Genomic DNA, 15,733 nt, shown 5'->3' with positions numbered 1-15,733 from the left:
GGTTCTATCAGGGTAAAGCGCGTGTAGCGCGCTTCATGGCTGTACTCGGTTACACACCCGCCTTGCGATAGTTGTAGCCAATGGGGTGTGGCTGGTTGCGCTCGAGCGCCAGTTCGATCTGCTTCTGCCGCTCACGCGCACTATGACGCGTCTTTTCGCTGAGGTTATCCCAGCAGTGGGGACAGCTGATGCCTGGAGCGTAGTGCTCCGATTGGCGGTCCTCCAGCGAGATCGGTGTACGACAGGCGTGGCATTGGTCGAAGTCGCCCTCGGTGAGGTCATGACGGACGGTCACCCGGTTGTCGAACACGAAGCAATCGCCGCGCCAGCGCGTTTCTTCTTGCGGCACTTCTTCGAGGTATTTCAGGATGCCGCCCTTGAGGTGATAAACCTCCTCGAAGCCCTCGCCAAGCATGTAGCTGGAAGCCTTCTCGCAGCGGATACCACCGGTGCAGAACATCGCGACCTTCTTGTGCTTGGCCGGGTCGTAGTGCGCCTTGATGTAATCGGGAAACTCGCGGAAGGATTTGGTTTGCGGGTCGATTGCGCCTTCGAAGGTACCGATGGCCACTTCGTAGTCGTTGCGGGTATCGATCAACAGCACTTCCGGATCTCCGATCAGGGCATTCCAGTCCTTCGGATCGACATAGGTGCCGACGCGCTGGTTGGGATCGACGCCGGGCACACCCAGGGTGACGATTTCCTTCTTCAGCTTGACCTTGGTGCGGTAGAAGGGCTGCTCGTCGCAGTAGGATTCCTTGTGATCGATGTCGGCCAGGCGCGCATCAGTCCCGAACCAGGCGAGCAAGGCATCGATCCCTTCACGGCTGCCGGACACAGTGCCGTTGATGCCTTCTTCGGCCAGCAAAAGCGTGCCTTTGATGCCGTTGGCATCGAGGGTTTCGAGCAGGGGTTCACGCAACGCGACGTAGTCCGGCAGAGAGACGAACTTGTACAGCGCCGCAACGACGATCTTCTGGGTCATGCGGGTACTTCCTCCAGTGGTCGCCCACGCAAAGGGCGGACCGGGAATGCGAAAACGACAACGCCGGCGTGAGCCGGCGCGGCGCGCATTCTAGCAACAATCTTGATCAGGCCTAAAGCCGCCAGACAGCTTGTTATTTGTGCCCCCCGGCACAGACCGGTGACGCAGGCGCGGCGCCCTGCTCGGCCCACTCTTCCGGGGTATAGGTGTGCAGCGCCAGGGCGTGAATCTGCTGCATGAGATCGCCCATTGCAGCGTAGGCGCGCTGGTGGCGCTTGACCGCATTCAGGCCGGCGAACTGCTCGCTAACGATCACCGCCTTGTAATGGGTTTCCTGGCCGCGGCTGTGCATGTGGCTTTCGTCCAGCACTTGCAGATGCTGAGGTTGCAGTGCGCTTTGCAGCGTCTGTTCGATGGATTCGAGTTTGGACATCCGGGCGGCTCCGTCAGGGCTTTTTCTGAGTATCGAGTTCGGCAGTCATCTCTGCCAGTAGCTTGTTGACCTGGGGCACGGCGCTTTGCAGCTTGGCCTGGGTAACCTGCGCCGAACGCGCATTCAGCTCCGGCAGTTTGGTCAGCATCTTCTTGCCAAGCGCCGACTCGTAGAAGTCGTTCAACTGGCTGAGCTCCTGCTCGGTGAAGGTTTCGGTGTAGAGCGTGATCAGGTCCGGCTTGACCTGCTCCCAACCGATGGCCTTGTCCAGCGCGGCGTCGGCCTTCGATTGGTAGCGCTCGAGCAATGCGCGCTTGCTCATGGGCGCTTGGGTCTGCTCGAAGCGCTCGGCGAACATCTGCTGCACCTGGGCATACACCGGCACAGCGAGTCGATCAGCGTTGACCAGCTCCAGGAAGCGCTCGGCCTGGGCCTGGTGACCCGCACTGTCAGCGTTGGCCTGGCCGCTGAGCAGCGCCATCGACAGAACGCTACAAAGGCCGAATGTACGAAGAATGTGCATGAGATGATCCTTGGCGATCGTTAAGTGAGCCTCAATGGACACATTCTGCGCGCGGAGTTCCCGGCGCTCAAGGAACAGCTGCAGGCCAGATTGAACCTGTGCCCACAGCCAGCAACCTAACAGGGATACCTCATCGATGGAGCACGGCATGACACGCACCGAAACCGACAGCCTGGGTCCAGTGGAAGTCCCGGAACAGGCTTACTGGGGCGCCCAGACACAGCGCTCGCTGATCAATTTCGCCATCGGCGACCAGCGCATGCCCCTTGCCGTCTGCCATGCGCTGGCGCTGATCAAGAAAGCCGCGGCGCGGGTCAACGACCGCATAGGCGATCTACCGCCGGACATCGCGCGTCTCATCGAACAGGCCGCCGACGAAATACTCCACGGCCAGCACGACGATCAGTTTCCTCTGGTGGTCTGGCAGACGGGTAGCGGCACCCAGAGCAACATGAACGTCAACGAGGTCATTGCCGGGCGCGCCAATGAACTGGCCGGCGGAGCACGTGGCGGCAAGAGCCCGGTGCACCCCAACGACCACGTCAACCGCGCACAGAGCTCCAACGATTGCTTCCCCACCGCCATGCACATCGCCGTTGCGCGAGCAATCCAAGACGATCTGTTGCCCGCCATCGCCGAGCTGTCTGGCGGCATCGCTGAACAGGCGGCACGCTATGGTCAGCTGGTCAAAACCGGGCGCACCCACATGATGGATGCAACCCCAGTGACCTTTGGCCAGGAGTTGTCGGCCTTCGTGGCCCAGCTGGATATCGCCGAACAGTCGATTCGACATTCCCTGCCCGCCGTTTACGAACTGGCCCAGGGCGGCACCGCAGTGGGCACTGGTCTCAACGCCCCGCATGGCTTCGCCGAAGCGATTGCTGCTGAACTGGCGGCACTCTCCGGTCTTCCGTTCGTGTCTGCGCCGAACAAGTTTGCCGCCCTTTCCGGCCATGAGCCGCTGGTCGCACTCTCCGGCGCCCTGAAAACACTGGCCACGGCGCTGATGAAAATCGCCAACGACCTGCGCCTGCTCGGCTCGGGCCCGCGGGGTGGTTTCGCCGAAGTGCGTTTGCCAGCCAATGAGCCGGGCAGCTCGATCATGCCAGGCAAGGTCAACCCGACGCAGTGCGAGGCATTGTCCATGCTTGCCTGCCAAGTGATGGGCAACGACGTGACGGTCGGCTTCGCCGCCAGCCAGGGCCATCTACAGCTCAATGTGTTCAAGCCGGTGATCGTGCACAACATGCTCGAATCGATCCGACTGCTGGCCGATGGTTGCCGAAACTTCAACACCCACTGCATCGTCGGCCTCGAGCCGGACGCGGCACGCATGGCCGAGCATCTGGAGCGGGGGCTGATGCTGGTGACAGCACTGAACCCACACATCGGTTACGACAAGGCGGCCGAGATCGCCAAGAAGGCCTATGCCGAAGGCACTACCCTGCGCGAAGCGGCGCTGGCGCTTGGCTATTTGACCGACGAGGAGTTCGACCAGTGGGTCCGACCGGAGACCATGCTCGAATCCAGTCGCAGCTGAGCTGAGGTAGCAACCTAGCCGCGGGGTGGTGGGCTGAAGCCCACCCTACAGGCCAAGTTACGTCGTAGGGTGGGCTTCAGCCCACCGGAAACTTCACCGCAGAGCAACTCAGTCGTCTCTGGCACATGTTGCACCTTTGCATCGCTAGCCTGGAGCCAGACGCAGACCGGATAACCTGGCGCACGAGCTGAAGCCCAGCCAAGGAGCGACCAAATAGTGATCAGGCATGAAAAACCCGCGCCATCTGGCGCGGGTTTCTTTTAGTCGTCCCTGCGACGACTGATCAGCGCACCGCTTCGAACAGCCCAGACGCACCCATGCCGCCACCAACGCACATGGTCACAACCCCGTAACGCAGATTCCGGCGTTGCAGCTCGCGAACCAGATGGCCCGCGGTACGCGAGCCGGTCATGCCGAATGGGTGGCCGATGGAAATCGAGCCGCCATTGACGTTGAACTTCTCATTGTCGATCTCCAGCGTATCGCGGCAGTACAGGCACTGCGAGGCGAAGGCCTCGTTGAGCTCCCACAGGTCGATGTCGCTGACCTGCAGACCGCGCGCCTTGAGCAGGCGTGGCACCGAGAACACCGGGCCAATGCCCATCTCCTCAGGCTCGCAACCGGCCACGGTAAAGCCGCGGAAGAAGGCACGCGGCTTGAGGCCGAGCTCAAGCGCCTTGTCCAGGCTCATGACCAATGTCATCGAGGCGCCATCGGAGAGCTGCGAGGCATTGCCCGCGGTCACCGAACCATCATCGGCGAACACAGGTTTGAGACCCGACAGGCTTTCCAGTGTGGTGTCCGGGCGGTTGCAGTCGTCACGGTCTACCACACCTTCATGCTCGGTGCGCTCACCGGTGTTCTTGTCCTCGGTGAAGTAGCGAACGTTCATCGGAACGATCTCATCGTCAAACAGGCCTTCCGCCTGAGCTCGTGCAGTGCGCTGCTGGCTCTGCAGGGAGTAGATGTCCTGCTGTTCACGGGTGACGTTGTAGCGGCGCGCAACCAGCTCGGCGGTCTGGCCCATGCTGTGATATAGACCCGGCACCCGCTCCTGCAAAACCGGGTTGAAGAGGTTGTCACTGTTGCGGCTCTTGGCCGTCATGGTGATCGACTCGACACCACCGGCAACGATGATGTCGCTGCAGCCGGAAGCGATCTGATTGGCCGCGATGGCAATGGACTGCAAGCCGGACGAGCAGAAGCGATTGAGTGTCATGCCCGCGCACTGGATACCCAGGTTCGACAGCACCGCCACGTTACGACCGATGTTGTAGCCCTGTGCGCCCTCGTTGGAGCCGGCACCGACGATGCAGTCCTCGACCAGCTTAGGGTCCAGCCCGTTACGCGACAGCAGCGCGTTGACGCAATGAGCCGCCATGTCGTCAGGACGGGTCATGTTGAACTTGCCGCGGAAGGACTTGGCCAGGCCGGTCCGTACGCTGTCGACGATCACTACTTCACGCATGGCATACCTCGAATGGTTGGGCGGCCGCTGCGGCGGCCGGCCTGTTGACGATTGACCGAGCATAGTTCCGGCCCTTCACCAAAGGCGACGAACATTCAGCAGGGATATGGCTGGCCATTGTCCGCCGTCCCTTGAAACTCAGCTGATCGCTTCTTCCAGCGCGTCGTTGAGCGTGCGCAATACCTTGACCCGGGCAAAGCGCTTGTCGTTGGCCTCAACCAACGTCCAGGGCGCAATTTCGGTGCTGGTGCGATCGACCATGTCCGCCACGGCATTGCTGTAGTCGTCCCATTTTTCGCGATTGCGCCAGTCTTCCTCGGTGATCTTGAAGCGTTTGTGCGGCGTATCTTCCCGCTCCTTGAAGCGCTCCAGCTGCGTTTGTTTGTCGATCGAGAGCCAGAACTTGACCACCACCACGCCTGCGTCGACCAGCTGTTCCTCGAACTCGTTTATCTCGGAATAGGCCCGCAGCCACTCGTCTGGCGAGCAGAAGCCCTCGACACGCTCGACCAGCACGCGGCCGTACCAGGATCGATCGAAAATGATGAACTGCCCGCGCGCCGGGACGTTGCGCCAGAAGCGCCACAACCATGGCTGCGCCAGTTCGTCTTCGCTGGGCGCGGCGATTTGTATGGTGCGATACAGCCGCGGATCCAGCGCCCCCGTGACCCGGCGAATGGCGCTGCCCTTGCCCGCCGCGTCGTGGCCCTCGAACAGGGCCAGTACCCCACGCTTGCGCAACCGCGGATCACGCAGAAGCTGGCTCAGCCTTGCCTGTTCATGCCCCAGCTGTTGCTTGTAATGGTCCTTGAGCGATTGCTGCATATCGAGACTGCCAAGCAGGCTCGCCTGATCGAGCTTCAGCTCGATCGTCGCCGTGTGCGGCTGCGAGAGCGGTTGGTCCGCAGCGTCCAGCGCAGCATTGAGCCCCTCGAGCAGCAACCGGCCGGCGGTCAGGCTTCGGTATCGTTCGTCGCTGCCCTCGATGACGTACCAGGGCGCAAAGTCCCGGCTGCTGCGGCGCAGGATCAATTCACCGTGCTTGACGAACCGGTCGTAGGTTTTCGACTGCTGCCAATCCAGCGGGCTGATGCGCCAGCTGTGCAGCGGATCATCCTTTAGCGACTCAAGGCGCTGCAGCATGCGGTCCTTGGACAGGTGAAACCAGAATTTGAAGATCAGCGTGCCTTCAGCACAGAGCATGCGTTCGAACCGCTGGGCACGGTCGATGGCCAGCTCCAGCTCAGCTTTCTTGATGCGCCCATGAACCCGGTCCTCAAGCAACTTGCTGTACCAGTTACCGAAAAAGATACCGGTCTGTCCTTTCGGGGGCAGGCGACGCCAGTAGCGCCAGGCGGGCGGATGCGAGAGTTCTTCATCGGTCGGCACATCGAAGCTGTCGACCCGGATTAGCCGCGGGTCCATCCACTCGCTGAGCAACTTGATCGTTTCGCCTTTTCCGGCACCCTCGATGCCATTAATCAGGATGAGCACTGGAAACCGCGTCTGCTCTTTGAGGCGGTACTGCGCTTGCAGCAATGCTTCACGCAGAACGGGCACTTCTTTGTTGTAGGTGTCCTTGTCGATGGTGTGGCCGATTTCTGCGGACTCGAACATCGTGTACTCCAGGAATGGATGCTGTGATGAACCCTAGCAGGCCAAGGTAGCTGCAGTACTGATGCAGCTCCGCCTGTTAGCGCTTGGTGCGCTGGCCTGCGCGCTTACCGATGCGACAAAGCGCGCCCGCAGCAGGTTTCACGCTGCTGCTAGAATCGCGATTTTTCTCCGCAGGAAACGCCGATGTCCGCCGCGATCCCACCCGGTTTTCAACATGCCGAGCTCGACTGGGACGAGAACGGTCAACCGCAATCGCGGCGCTATGGTGATGTATATTTTTCTCGTGGCTCAGGCATGGCCGAAACCACCCACGTATTTCTGCAACCCAACCGATTGGCCGAACGTTTCGCCGCTCTTCAGGCAGGGGAACGCCTGGTGATTGGCGAAACGGGCTTTGGTACTGGCCTCAGTTTCCTTTGCGCCTGGGCGCTGTTCGAGCGCACTGCGCCTGCCAATAGCGCCCTGCACTTCGTCAGTGTTGAAAAGCATCCACTCACGCGCGACGACCTGGGTCGCGCGCTGACGTTGTGGCCCGAGCTGCAGCTGCAGGCGCGCCAGTTGCTGGACCAGTATGTGGCGATCAATCCGGGATTCCAGCAGTTTCGTTTCGGCCAGGTGACGCTGACGCTATTGGTAGGCGATGCACTCGAGCAACTGAAAGAACTGGATGCCCAGGTAGACGCCTGGTTTCTAGATGGTTTCGCACCGCCGAAGAACCCGGACATGTGGCAGCCCGAGCTATTTGAGCAAGTGGCGCGGCTGTCCGCCCCGGGTGCCACGCTGGCGACCTTCAGCAGCGCCGGCAGTGTGCGACGAGCCCTCAAGGAGGCGGGCTTTGAGATCAAGCGGATACCGGGCTTCGGCCAGAAGTGGGAAAACCTCCAGGGCCACCTTGCCGCATCGCCAAAAACCTTGGAGAGCCCGTGGTTCGCGCGCCCGTCGCATCAACCAACGCAGCGCAAGGCATTGATCATCGGCGCAGGCCTGGCGGGTTGCGCCAGCGCCGCCAGCCTGGCGGCGCGCGGCTGGCAGGTGACACTGCTGGAGCGGCATGACGACGTCGCCCGAGAGGGTTCTGGCAATCCACAGGGTGTGCTCTATCTGAAGCTGTCAGCGCACGGCACCGCGCTTTCGCAGCTTGTCGCCAGCGGCTTTGGCTACACCCGTCGGTTGCTGCAGAACCTGCAGCAAGGCCAGGACTGGGATGCCTGTGGCGTGCTGCAGCTTGCCTTCGACCACAAGGAAAACGCCCGCCAAGCAGCACTGTCCGATGCCTTTCCGCCCAGTCTGCTGCGCGCGGTGCAGCGCGAGGAAGCTGAGCAGCTGGCGGGCGTGACGCTGGACCATGGCGGGCTGTTCTATCCGGACGCGGGTTGGGCGCACCCGCCAGCGCTGTGTCGCTGGCTGATCACGCACCCCGCCATCGAGCTGCTTCGCCACCAGCACCCGGTCGAGCTGCGTCGCGCAGGCGAGCAGTGGCAGGCGCTGATCGGCGATGAGCTGCTGGCCGACGCGCCGGTAGTGATTCTGGCTGGCGCCGCCGACGTTGCGCAATTCAGCCAAAGTGCCTGGCTGCCGCTCAAGCGAATCCGCGGACAGATCACCGCCCTGCCGGTGACCGAACGAAGCAGCGCGTTGCGCACCGTGCTCTGCGCCAAGGGCTACGTCGCCCCGCCCCGTGAGGGTCAGCACACGTTGGGGGCGAGCTTCAATTTCGCCGAAACCGACCCGGCTCCGAGCGCAGCGGAACATCACTCCAACCTGGAGATGCTCGCGGAGATTTCCGCTGATCTGCATCAGCGCCTCGAGGCCGACACCGTCGATATCGACCAACTGCATGGACGCGTCGCGTTCCGCTGCACCAGCCCTGACTACCTACCCATCATCGGCGCGCTGGCCGATCCAGCACGCTTCGCCGAAGCCTATGCCGTGCTGGCGAAGGATGCTCGGCAAGTGCCTGATACGACGTGTCCCTGGCTTGATGGGCTGTACGTCAATACCGCACACGGCTCGCGCGGCCTGATCACCGCGCCACTGTCGGGCGAGCTGCTCGCCGCGTGGCTGAATGACGAACCGCTGCCCGTACCGCGCGCCATCGCCGAAGCCTGCCACCCCAATCGCTTCCTGCTGCGCAAGCTCATTCGACGGATCGACTGAGCGTCTCATCGAGCGCTTGCCTATTCGACCCTCGTGACCAAGCTGCCAAAGGTTAGCCTCGGCGAAACGGCTCATCCCAAAATGGCCGGGTGATTTCGGTTTCGATATCGGCCCGGCTCAAACCGATGTCCTTGAGCATCTCGTCACTCAGCGAGGCCAGTTGCTGGCGCTGGCGATACAGCGCGTGCCAGCGGCCGAACTGCTGCCAGGCCGCTCGCAGCGACCGTCCGAGCGAGAAATGGGGCGTTGCGCTCCGGGCGCAGGAATGAACGAACTCAGCATGGCTTTTCATCGGGTACACCTCCGAGTGGATGGCGCCAGTGTCCCGCCGGGCTTATGATCAATCCAACGAATGTTTGTGATGATGTCCATCTCGGAGATTGATGAATGGCCAACTACCCGAGTATCGATGCCGAGCTGCTGCGCAGCTTTGTGGCAATTGCCGATCACGGCGGCTTCACCCGTGCTGCGGAAGCCGTCAATCGCACGCAGTCGGCAATCAGCATGCAGATGAAGCGGCTGGAAGAGGACGTACTGCAACGTTCGGTATTCGAGCGCGACGGGCGCCAGGTCAAGCTCACCGCAGAGGGCCAGATCCTGCTTGGTTATGCGCGAAGAATTCTGAAGCTGCACGGCGAGGTGCTGACCACCTTGCGTGAGCCGCACATGGTCGGCTCGGTGCGCATCGGCACCCCGGACGACTATGTGATGCGCTTCCTACCGGGCATCCTGTCGCGCTTCGCCCAGGCCTATCCGCTGGTGCAGGTGGAGGTGCATTGCGAACCGTCTTACCAGTTGCTGCAGCGACGCGACCTGGATCTGTCCATCGTCACCCGCGAGCCGGGTACCGAGATCGGGCAGTTACTGCGCCGCGAACGCTTCGTCTGGGCCGAAGCCCCGGGCTTCAACACCCATGAACAACGGCCCATGCCACTGGCCATGTTCAATACCGATTGCTTCTGCCGGGCCTGGGCCTGCAATGCCCTCGACAGCCTGGACGTTCCCTACCGGGTTGCCTATACCAGCCCGAGCCTTTCAGCGCTGATGGCGGTGGTTAACGCCGGGCTCGCGGTGACCGCGCAGCTGCAGAGCCTGGTCACGGCCGACATGCGATTGCTGGGCGAAGCAGAGGGCATGCCGGAGCTACCCCTGAGCAGCATTGTCCTGCTGCGCAACGAACGTAGTCAGTCGCAAGTCAGCGAAACACTGGCCGAGCATATTGTCGAAGGCTTTCGTCTATAGCAGACGGCAGGCTCAGCCGGGCTGCTGACTATTCCCTCGAACCGCATATCGAGGCGGCGCGAAGCAGCGCCGCAGTGATTCCGTGCTGTTCCCATTCCGGCAACGCCGCGAAACGTGCAACGAACTCCGGCGGCAGCAAAGACGGGGCCTGTTGCTGCAGTGCGCGACCCTCGTCAGTCAACAGCAACCATTGGCGGCGGCGGTCCTGATCATCGCGCTGGCGCGACAGCAGTCCGCGCTCGGCGAGCCGGTCGAGCTGCCCGGACAGGGTTGCAGGCGTAAGGCTGACGCGCTTGCTCAGCGCACTGGCGGTGAGCTGTCGCTCGCTCGCAAGCACCTGCAGAATCATTAGCTGCACCGGGCTCAGTCCACCGTAACGTGCCAGCCGCTTGGCATGCATTTCGGCGTCCTGCTGCAACCGGCGCAGAGCCTGAAACAGCGACAGTTCAAGCCTACTCTCCGGCTTTTCGATAGTTTCAGCTCGAATATTTTCTTCGTTCATAAACAACATAATCAGCTGGATCACGGTTTGACATGAAAGCACTTCCTTTGTTTCCCTGTAAAACCTGACTGACGCAGCAGGGCGCGATTCAGCCTGTGCGGGACGCACCTGAATAATCACTGCAGCCGGCGAGCCAGAGCGCTATACGCTGGTCTGAAAACCTGAACTTCGCGATCCGAGCATCAGTCACACTCCCCAACGGCAACACCGGTAAGGATCTTATGTGCGGCATAGCTGGCGAACTTCGCTTCGATAATCAACCGGCCGATCTGGCCGCGGTTGAACGCATCACTCAATCCCTGACTGCTCGCGGCCCAGACGCCTGTGGCTTCAACAGCCAAGGCCCTCTGGCGCTCGGTCACCGACGCTTGAAAATCATGGACCTGTGCGAGGCCTCGGGTCAGCCAATGGTCGATTCGGCACTCGGTTTGTCGATGGTTTTCAACGGCGCCATCTACAACTATCCGGAGTTGCGCGCCGAGCTCGAGGCACTGGGCTATCGCTTCTTCTCCGAGGGTGACACTGAAGTGTTGCTCAAGGGCTTTCATGCCTGGGGCGAAGCCTTATTGCCGCGCCTCAACGGCATGTTCGCCTTCGCCATCTGGCAGCGCGACGTACAGGAACTGTTCATCGCCCGTGATCGTCTCGGCATCAAGCCGCTCTATCTGTCACGCACTGGCGAGCGCCTGCGCTTCGCCTCGACGCTCCCGGCGTTGCTCAAGGGCGGTGACATTGCCGGTGTGCTGAACCCGGTGGCACTAAACCACTACATGAGCTTCCATGCCGTGGTGCCAGCACCGGACACTCTGATTGCGGGCATCGAGAAGCTGCCTCCCGGCACCTTCATGCGTGTTGATGCCAGCGGCAAGACCAGCCAACACCGCTGGTGGACGCTGGAGTTCGGGGCGTCAGAAGAGGAACAAGGCTACAGCTTCGAAGACTGGCAGGAGCGCACCCTGACAACCTTGCGCGAGTCCGTCGCCTTGCGTCATCGCGCGGCGGTCGACGTGGGCGTTCTGCTTTCCGGTGGCGTCGACTCCAGCTTACTGGTCGGCCTGCTTCGCGAAGCTGGCGCTGCGGATAACTTGCAGACCTTCTCCATCGGCTTTCAGGATGCCGGTGGCGAGCGTGGCGACGAATTCAAGTATTCGGATCTGATTGCACAGCATTACGGGACGCGCCATCACCAGCTGCGGATTCAGGAGAAAGAAATCCTCGAACAGCTGCCTGCCGCCTTTCGCGCGATGAGCGAACCGATGGTCAGTCACGACTGCATCGCCTTCTACCTGCTCTCACGGGAAGTGTCCAAGCACTGCAAGGTGGTTCAGAGCGGTCAAGGTGCCGATGAGCTGTTCGCTGGCTATCACTGGTATCCGCAGGTGGACGGTGCCGAGGACCCTGTAGAGGCTTATCTCAACGCCTTCCGCGACCGCAGCTTCGAGGAGTACGCCGACACCGTGCAGCAGCAGTGGGTCAAGGGCGACTTCTCCGGTGATTTCGTTCGTCAGCACTTCGCGCAGCCGGGCGCCGATGCGGCGGTCGACAAGGCCCTGCGAATCGACAGTACGGTGATGCTGGTCGACGACCCGGTCAAGCGCGTCGACAACATGACCATGGCCTGGGGCCTCGAGGCACGGGTGCCGTTTCTCGATCACAACGTGGCCGAGCTTTCCGCACGAATACCTGCGAAGTACAAGCTGCCCGATGGCGGCAAATATGTGCTCAAGGAAGCCGCGCGCAAGGTCATCCCGGCCGCGGTCATTGACCGCCCCAAGGGCTATTTCCCGGTGCCGGGCCTCAAGCACCTGCAGGGTGACACGCTGAACTGGGTGCGCGAGCTGCTGACGGACCCGAGCCAGGATCGGGGGCTGTACAACCCGGCAATGCTGGACAAGCTGTTCAACGACCCCGAGGGCCAACTGACGCCCCTACGCGGCTCGAAATTGTGGCAGCTGGCAGCGGTCAATCTATGGTTGAGCGAACAAGGCCTTTAAGAACCCGATCATGACGGCACGGCGCCAGGCCGGTTGATACGACAAATGCCGTGACGTCGTGACAAGCTCCAAGGAACGTACCATGCAGAAGTCTCAAGCCTATGGACAGCGGCTGTTACGCGGCCAGACACCGACCTACGAGCGCCTGCAGCAACGACTCGCGGAAGATGGCCAGGCGGAACCTCAGGCGCCCGTAACCCTGCACTGTGGCTGGGGCCGCATCCTGATCGGACACACCTACTCCGACCCTGAAAAGCTCGCTGCCGACCTGCTCCATGAACAGGCCGGAGAGCGGGACATTGCGCTGTACGTTGCCGCGCCGCACCAGGTGCTCGCCTATGCGCCGCAGCAGCTGTTCCTTGACCCCTCGGACACCTCTCGCATCTGGTTCACCGATTACCGCCCGGCCCGCCGCAGCTTCCGCGGTTTCGGCATCCGGCGCGCCCAGAGCGAGGAGGACTGGAAAGCGATCAATAGCCTGTACCAGTCCCGCCATATGCTGCCCGTCAACCCGGAGCTGTGCACCCCACGAGAGCAAGGTGGTCCGGTTTATTGGCTGGCCGAGGACGACGACTCTGGCCAGATCATCGGCAGCGTGATGGGCATCAATCACCACAAGGCTTTCAACGATCCGGAGAACGGCTCCAGCCTCTGGTGTCTGGCGGTCGCGCCAACCTGCACCCGCCCTGGCGTTGGCGAAGCGCTGGTTCGCCATTTGATCGAACACTACATGGGGCGCGGGCTGGCCTACCTCGATTTGTCAGTGCTGCACGACAACAAGCAGGCCAAGGCGCTCTACGCCAAGCTCGGTTTCCGTGACCTGCAGACCTTCACGGTCAAACGCAAGAACACCTTCAACCAGCCCTTGTTTCTAGGGCCTGGCCCGGAAGCCGAGCTGAATCCCTATGCCAAGATCATCGTCGACGAGGCACGGCGCCGCGGCATCGAAATCACCATCGACGACACCGAAGCCGGCCTGTTCACCCTGACCCAGGGCGGCCGAAAGGTTCGCTGCCGCGAATCATTGTCGGACCTCACTTCAGCGGTGAGCATGACGTTGTGCCAGGACAAGAGCCTGACGCACCGCACCCTCGCCCGCGCTGGGCTCAAACTGCCAGCGCAGCAGCTCGCAGGGACACCAGAGGATAACGAGGCGTTTCTGGAAAAGCATGGCAGTGTCGTGGTCAAGCCGCTCGATGGCGAACAGGGCCACGGGGTCTCGGTCGATCTTCGTAGCCCTGAGGACGTGGAGGAAGCGATTTCCCGAGCACGCCACTTCGATCAACGCGTCTTGCTCGAAAGCTTCCATCCCGGTCTTGACCTGCGCATCGTGGTGATCGGCTATGAGGTGGTCGCTGCAGCAATTCGACGTCCGGCTGAAGTGGTTGGCGACGGCAGCCACTCCATCCAAGAACTGATCGAAACCCAGAGTCGCCGTCGCCAGGCCGCGACGGGTGGCGAAAGCAAAATCCCGATGGATGAGGAAACCCATCGGTGCATTAGTGAAGCCGGCTTCGATTACGACAGCGTGCTGCCACGTGGCCAGCATTTGACGGTTCGTCGTACCGCCAATCTGCATACTGGCGGCACGCTCGACGATGTAACCGATCAGCTGCACCCCGAGCTGATCGACGCTGCAGTCCGCGCGGCCCGTGCGCTGGATATCCCGGTGGTTGGTCTCGATCTGTTGGTGCCGGCGGCAGACCAGCCTGAGTACGTTTTCATTGAAGCGAATGAGCGAGTCGGACTGGCCAATCATCATCCGCAGCCGACCGCCGAACGCTTCGTCGACCTGCTCTTTCCACTCAGCTACGGCACCCATTAGCGGGGCAACCAGGCCGTTGATGGCCTGGCTCCGGCACCCTCAGGTGCCGGAATGGCCCAGCCGCCTCGCTTGCGGCACTACCGCAGCTCAACTTCACTCACCTGAATGGCGGCAGCCCGTTTTTCGCCGCTAAGGAATGATCATGACTGCCAAGCTTCCAGAACCAGACCTCAACTACCTGCAGCGTGTGCTGCTGGAAATGCTCGCCATTCCCAGCCCCACCGGCTTCACCGACACCATTGTTCGCTACGTGGCGGAGCGGCTGAAGGAGCTTGGCATTCCTTTCGAGCTGACCCGTCGCGGGACCATCCGCGCCACACTCAAAGGCCGTCGGTACAGCCCGGATCGAGCCATCGCCGCACACCTGGATACCATCGGCGCCAGCGTCCGGGAGATCCAGGACAATGGCCGACTTGGCTTGTCTCCGGTGGGCTGCTGGTCGAGTCGTTTCGCCGAAGGCAGCCGCGTCAGCGTGTTCACCGACACCGGCGTGGTCCGGGGCAGCGTGCTGCCTCTTCTGGCGTCGGGACATGCATTCAATACTGCGGTTGACGAGATGCCGATCAGCTGGAACCACGTCGAACTGCGCCTGGACGGGTACACCGCAGGCCGCGCCGACACGCTTGCGCTAGGAATCAATGTGGGCGATTTCGTCGCGTTCGACCCGATGCCCGAGTTCACCGACAGCGGTTACATCAGCTCCCGCCATCTGGACGACAAGGCCGGAGTGGCAGCCTTGCTGGCGTCGCTCAAAGCCGTGGTTGAAAGCGGCCGTGAGCCGCCGATCGACTGCCATCCGCTGTTTACCATTACCGAGGAAACCGGTTCTGGTGCAGCCGGCGCCCTGCCCTGGGATGTCAGCGAGTTCGTCGGCATCGACATTGCGCCGACGGCCAAGGGACAGGAATCCAGCGAACACGCCGTCACCGTAGCCATGCAGGATTCAGGCGGGCCTTATGATTTCCACCTGTCGCGGCACCTGTTGAAACTGGCGGAAGCCAATGAGGTACCGGTGCGTCGCGATCTGTTCCGCTATTACCACAGCGATGCGCAGTCGGCGATTGCAGCCGGTCACGACATCCGCACCGCTTTGCTGGCCTTTGGTTGCGACGCGACGCATGGCTATGAGCGCACCCACATCGACAGCCTGGCGGCCATGAGCCGCTTGATTTCGGCCTACTTGCTGAGCCCACCGGTCTTCACCAGCGATGCCCACACGAGCAAAGACTCACTGGAAAACTTCAGCCATCAACTCGAACACGTGACCCAAATGGAGAACGACACGCGCGTGCCGGCAGTCGATTCGATCTTCGACAAACAAACCGATGATTCGTCCGGTTGATGGCCACGTTTCATGATGCGCCGCCAACTTGAGGCATTTGCCGATTGCGGGGCGGCGCTGATCCGGGCAAAGTCGCAAACCTCTGAAATATATGGATGCTTGGCC

Annotated in this window: 13 protein-coding genes; 6 read left to right on the top strand and 7 right to left on the bottom strand. The window is 61.7% G+C overall.

What is annotated here, in order from left to right:
* Positions 1 to 49 precede the first annotated feature (49 nt).
* The 3 genes from C1896_08880 to C1896_08870 form a co-directional block, all read right to left on the bottom strand.
* Positions 50 to 985: a hypothetical protein gene (locus C1896_08880; GenBank protein AZZ45011.1), complete on the bottom strand. Its 936-nt coding sequence runs from the start codon at positions 983 to 985 to the stop codon at positions 50 to 52.
* 133 nt (positions 986 to 1,118) lie between these two features.
* Entirely contained in the window at positions 1,119 to 1,418 is a 300-nt protein-coding gene (locus C1896_08875) for a BolA family transcriptional regulator (GenBank protein ID AZZ45010.1), read from the bottom strand.
* Positions 1,419 to 1,431: 13 nt separating this feature from the next.
* Positions 1,432 to 1,941, bottom strand: coding sequence for a hypothetical protein (locus C1896_08870; GenBank protein ID AZZ47588.1), 510 nt, complete (start codon positions 1,939 to 1,941; stop codon positions 1,432 to 1,434).
* A 148-nt stretch (positions 1,942 to 2,089) separates the two neighbouring features.
* Between C1896_08870 and C1896_08865 the strand changes: the two genes are divergently transcribed.
* Positions 2,090 to 3,481 carry a class II fumarate hydratase gene (locus tag C1896_08865; GenBank protein ID AZZ45009.1) on the top strand — a complete coding sequence of 464 codons (1,392 nt, stop codon included), beginning with the start codon at positions 2,090 to 2,092 and terminating at the stop codon, positions 3,479 to 3,481.
* Between the two features lie 283 nt (positions 3,482 to 3,764).
* On the opposite strand, the gene C1896_08860 is transcribed toward C1896_08865, so the two are convergent.
* Positions 3,765 to 4,949: an acetyl-CoA C-acyltransferase gene (locus tag C1896_08860; protein ID AZZ45008.1), complete on the bottom strand. Its 1,185-nt coding sequence runs from the start codon at positions 4,947 to 4,949 to the stop codon at positions 3,765 to 3,767.
* 138 nt (positions 4,950 to 5,087) lie between these two features.
* Entirely contained in the window at positions 5,088 to 6,566 is a 1,479-nt protein-coding gene (pap, locus tag C1896_08855) for a polyphosphate:AMP phosphotransferase (GenBank protein ID AZZ45007.1), read from the bottom strand.
* Positions 6,567 to 6,749: 183 nt separating this feature from the next.
* On the opposite strand from pap, the gene C1896_08850 reads away from it, so the two are divergent.
* Positions 6,750 to 8,723 carry a bifunctional tRNA (5-methylaminomethyl-2-thiouridine)(34)-methyltransferase MnmD/FAD-dependent 5-carboxymethylaminomethyl-2-thiouridine(34) oxidoreductase MnmC gene (locus C1896_08850; GenBank protein AZZ45006.1) on the top strand — a complete coding sequence of 658 codons (1,974 nt, stop codon included), beginning with the start codon at positions 6,750 to 6,752 and terminating at the stop codon, positions 8,721 to 8,723.
* A 52-nt stretch (positions 8,724 to 8,775) separates the two neighbouring features.
* Here C1896_08850 and C1896_08845 read toward each other — a convergent pair whose 3' ends face one another.
* Complete coding sequence (locus tag C1896_08845; protein ID AZZ45005.1) at positions 8,776 to 9,015, bottom strand: DUF1127 domain-containing protein; 240 nt, start codon at positions 9,013 to 9,015, stop codon at positions 8,776 to 8,778.
* Between the two features lie 95 nt (positions 9,016 to 9,110).
* Here C1896_08845 and C1896_08840 point away from each other — a divergent pair, with 95 nt between their 5' ends.
* On the top strand, positions 9,111 to 9,965 hold the full coding sequence (locus C1896_08840) for a LysR family transcriptional regulator (protein ID AZZ45004.1): 855 nt from the start codon (positions 9,111 to 9,113) through the stop codon (positions 9,963 to 9,965).
* 28 nt (positions 9,966 to 9,993) lie between these two features.
* Here the strand turns inward: C1896_08840 and C1896_08835 are convergent, their stop codons facing one another.
* Positions 9,994 to 10,467, bottom strand: coding sequence for a MarR family transcriptional regulator (locus C1896_08835; protein ID AZZ47587.1), 474 nt, complete (start codon positions 10,465 to 10,467; stop codon positions 9,994 to 9,996).
* A 221-nt stretch (positions 10,468 to 10,688) separates the two neighbouring features.
* On the opposite strand from C1896_08835, the gene C1896_08830 reads away from it, so the two are divergent.
* The 3 genes from C1896_08830 to C1896_08820 all read left to right on the top strand — a co-directional run bounded on the left by C1896_08830 (position 10,689) and on the right by C1896_08820 (position 15,628).
* On the top strand, positions 10,689 to 12,461 hold the full coding sequence (locus C1896_08830; GenBank protein AZZ45003.1) for an N-acetylglutaminylglutamine amidotransferase: 1,773 nt from the start codon (positions 10,689 to 10,691) through the stop codon (positions 12,459 to 12,461).
* An 82-nt stretch (positions 12,462 to 12,543) separates the two neighbouring features.
* Entirely contained in the window at positions 12,544 to 14,286 is a 1,743-nt protein-coding gene (locus C1896_08825) for an N-acetylglutaminylglutamine synthetase (protein AZZ45002.1), read from the top strand.
* A gap of 142 nt (positions 14,287 to 14,428) precedes the next feature.
* Positions 14,429 to 15,628, top strand: a complete 1,200-nt coding sequence (locus C1896_08820) for an osmoprotectant NAGGN system M42 family peptidase (GenBank protein AZZ45001.1) — start codon at positions 14,429 to 14,431, stop codon at positions 15,626 to 15,628.
* Positions 15,629 to 15,733: the final 105 nt, after the last annotated feature.

This window comes from Pseudomonadaceae bacterium SI-3 (genome assembly GCA_004010935.1).
Lineage (GTDB): Bacteria > Pseudomonadota > Gammaproteobacteria > Pseudomonadales > Pseudomonadaceae > Stutzerimonas.
Note: the sequence above shows the minus strand (reverse complement) of the source record. Positions and strands in the feature narration are given on the sequence as shown.

What these genes read in the sequence shown, in the direction of transcription:
- C1896_08880 (AZZ45011.1), bottom strand. Translation starts at nt 985, where the DNA reads ATGACCCAGAAGATCGTCGTTGCGGCGCTGTACAAGTTCGTCTCTCTG.
- C1896_08875 (AZZ45010.1), bottom strand. Translation starts at nt 1,418, where the DNA reads ATGTCCAAACTCGAATCCATCGAACAGACGCTGCAAAGCGCACTGCAA.
- C1896_08870 (AZZ47588.1), bottom strand. Translation starts at nt 1,941, where the DNA reads ATGCACATTCTTCGTACATTCGGCCTTTGTAGCGTTCTGTCGATGGCG.
- C1896_08865 (AZZ45009.1), top strand. Translation starts at nt 2,090, where the DNA reads ATGACACGCACCGAAACCGACAGCCTGGGTCCAGTGGAAGTCCCGGAA.
- C1896_08860 (AZZ45008.1), bottom strand. Translation starts at nt 4,949, where the DNA reads ATGCGTGAAGTAGTGATCGTCGACAGCGTACGGACCGGCCTGGCCAAG.
- pap (AZZ45007.1), bottom strand. Translation starts at nt 6,566, where the DNA reads ATGTTCGAGTCCGCAGAAATCGGCCACACCATCGACAAGGACACCTAC.
- C1896_08850 (AZZ45006.1), top strand. Translation starts at nt 6,750, where the DNA reads ATGTCCGCCGCGATCCCACCCGGTTTTCAACATGCCGAGCTCGACTGG.
- C1896_08845 (AZZ45005.1), bottom strand. Translation starts at nt 9,015, where the DNA reads ATGAAAAGCCATGCTGAGTTCGTTCATTCCTGCGCCCGGAGCGCAACG.
- C1896_08840 (AZZ45004.1), top strand. Translation starts at nt 9,111, where the DNA reads ATGGCCAACTACCCGAGTATCGATGCCGAGCTGCTGCGCAGCTTTGTG.
- C1896_08835 (AZZ47587.1), bottom strand. Translation starts at nt 10,467, where the DNA reads ATGAACGAAGAAAATATTCGAGCTGAAACTATCGAAAAGCCGGAGAGT.
- C1896_08830 (AZZ45003.1), top strand. Translation starts at nt 10,689, where the DNA reads ATGTGCGGCATAGCTGGCGAACTTCGCTTCGATAATCAACCGGCCGAT.
- C1896_08825 (AZZ45002.1), top strand. Translation starts at nt 12,544, where the DNA reads ATGCAGAAGTCTCAAGCCTATGGACAGCGGCTGTTACGCGGCCAGACA.
- C1896_08820 (AZZ45001.1), top strand. Translation starts at nt 14,429, where the DNA reads ATGACTGCCAAGCTTCCAGAACCAGACCTCAACTACCTGCAGCGTGTG.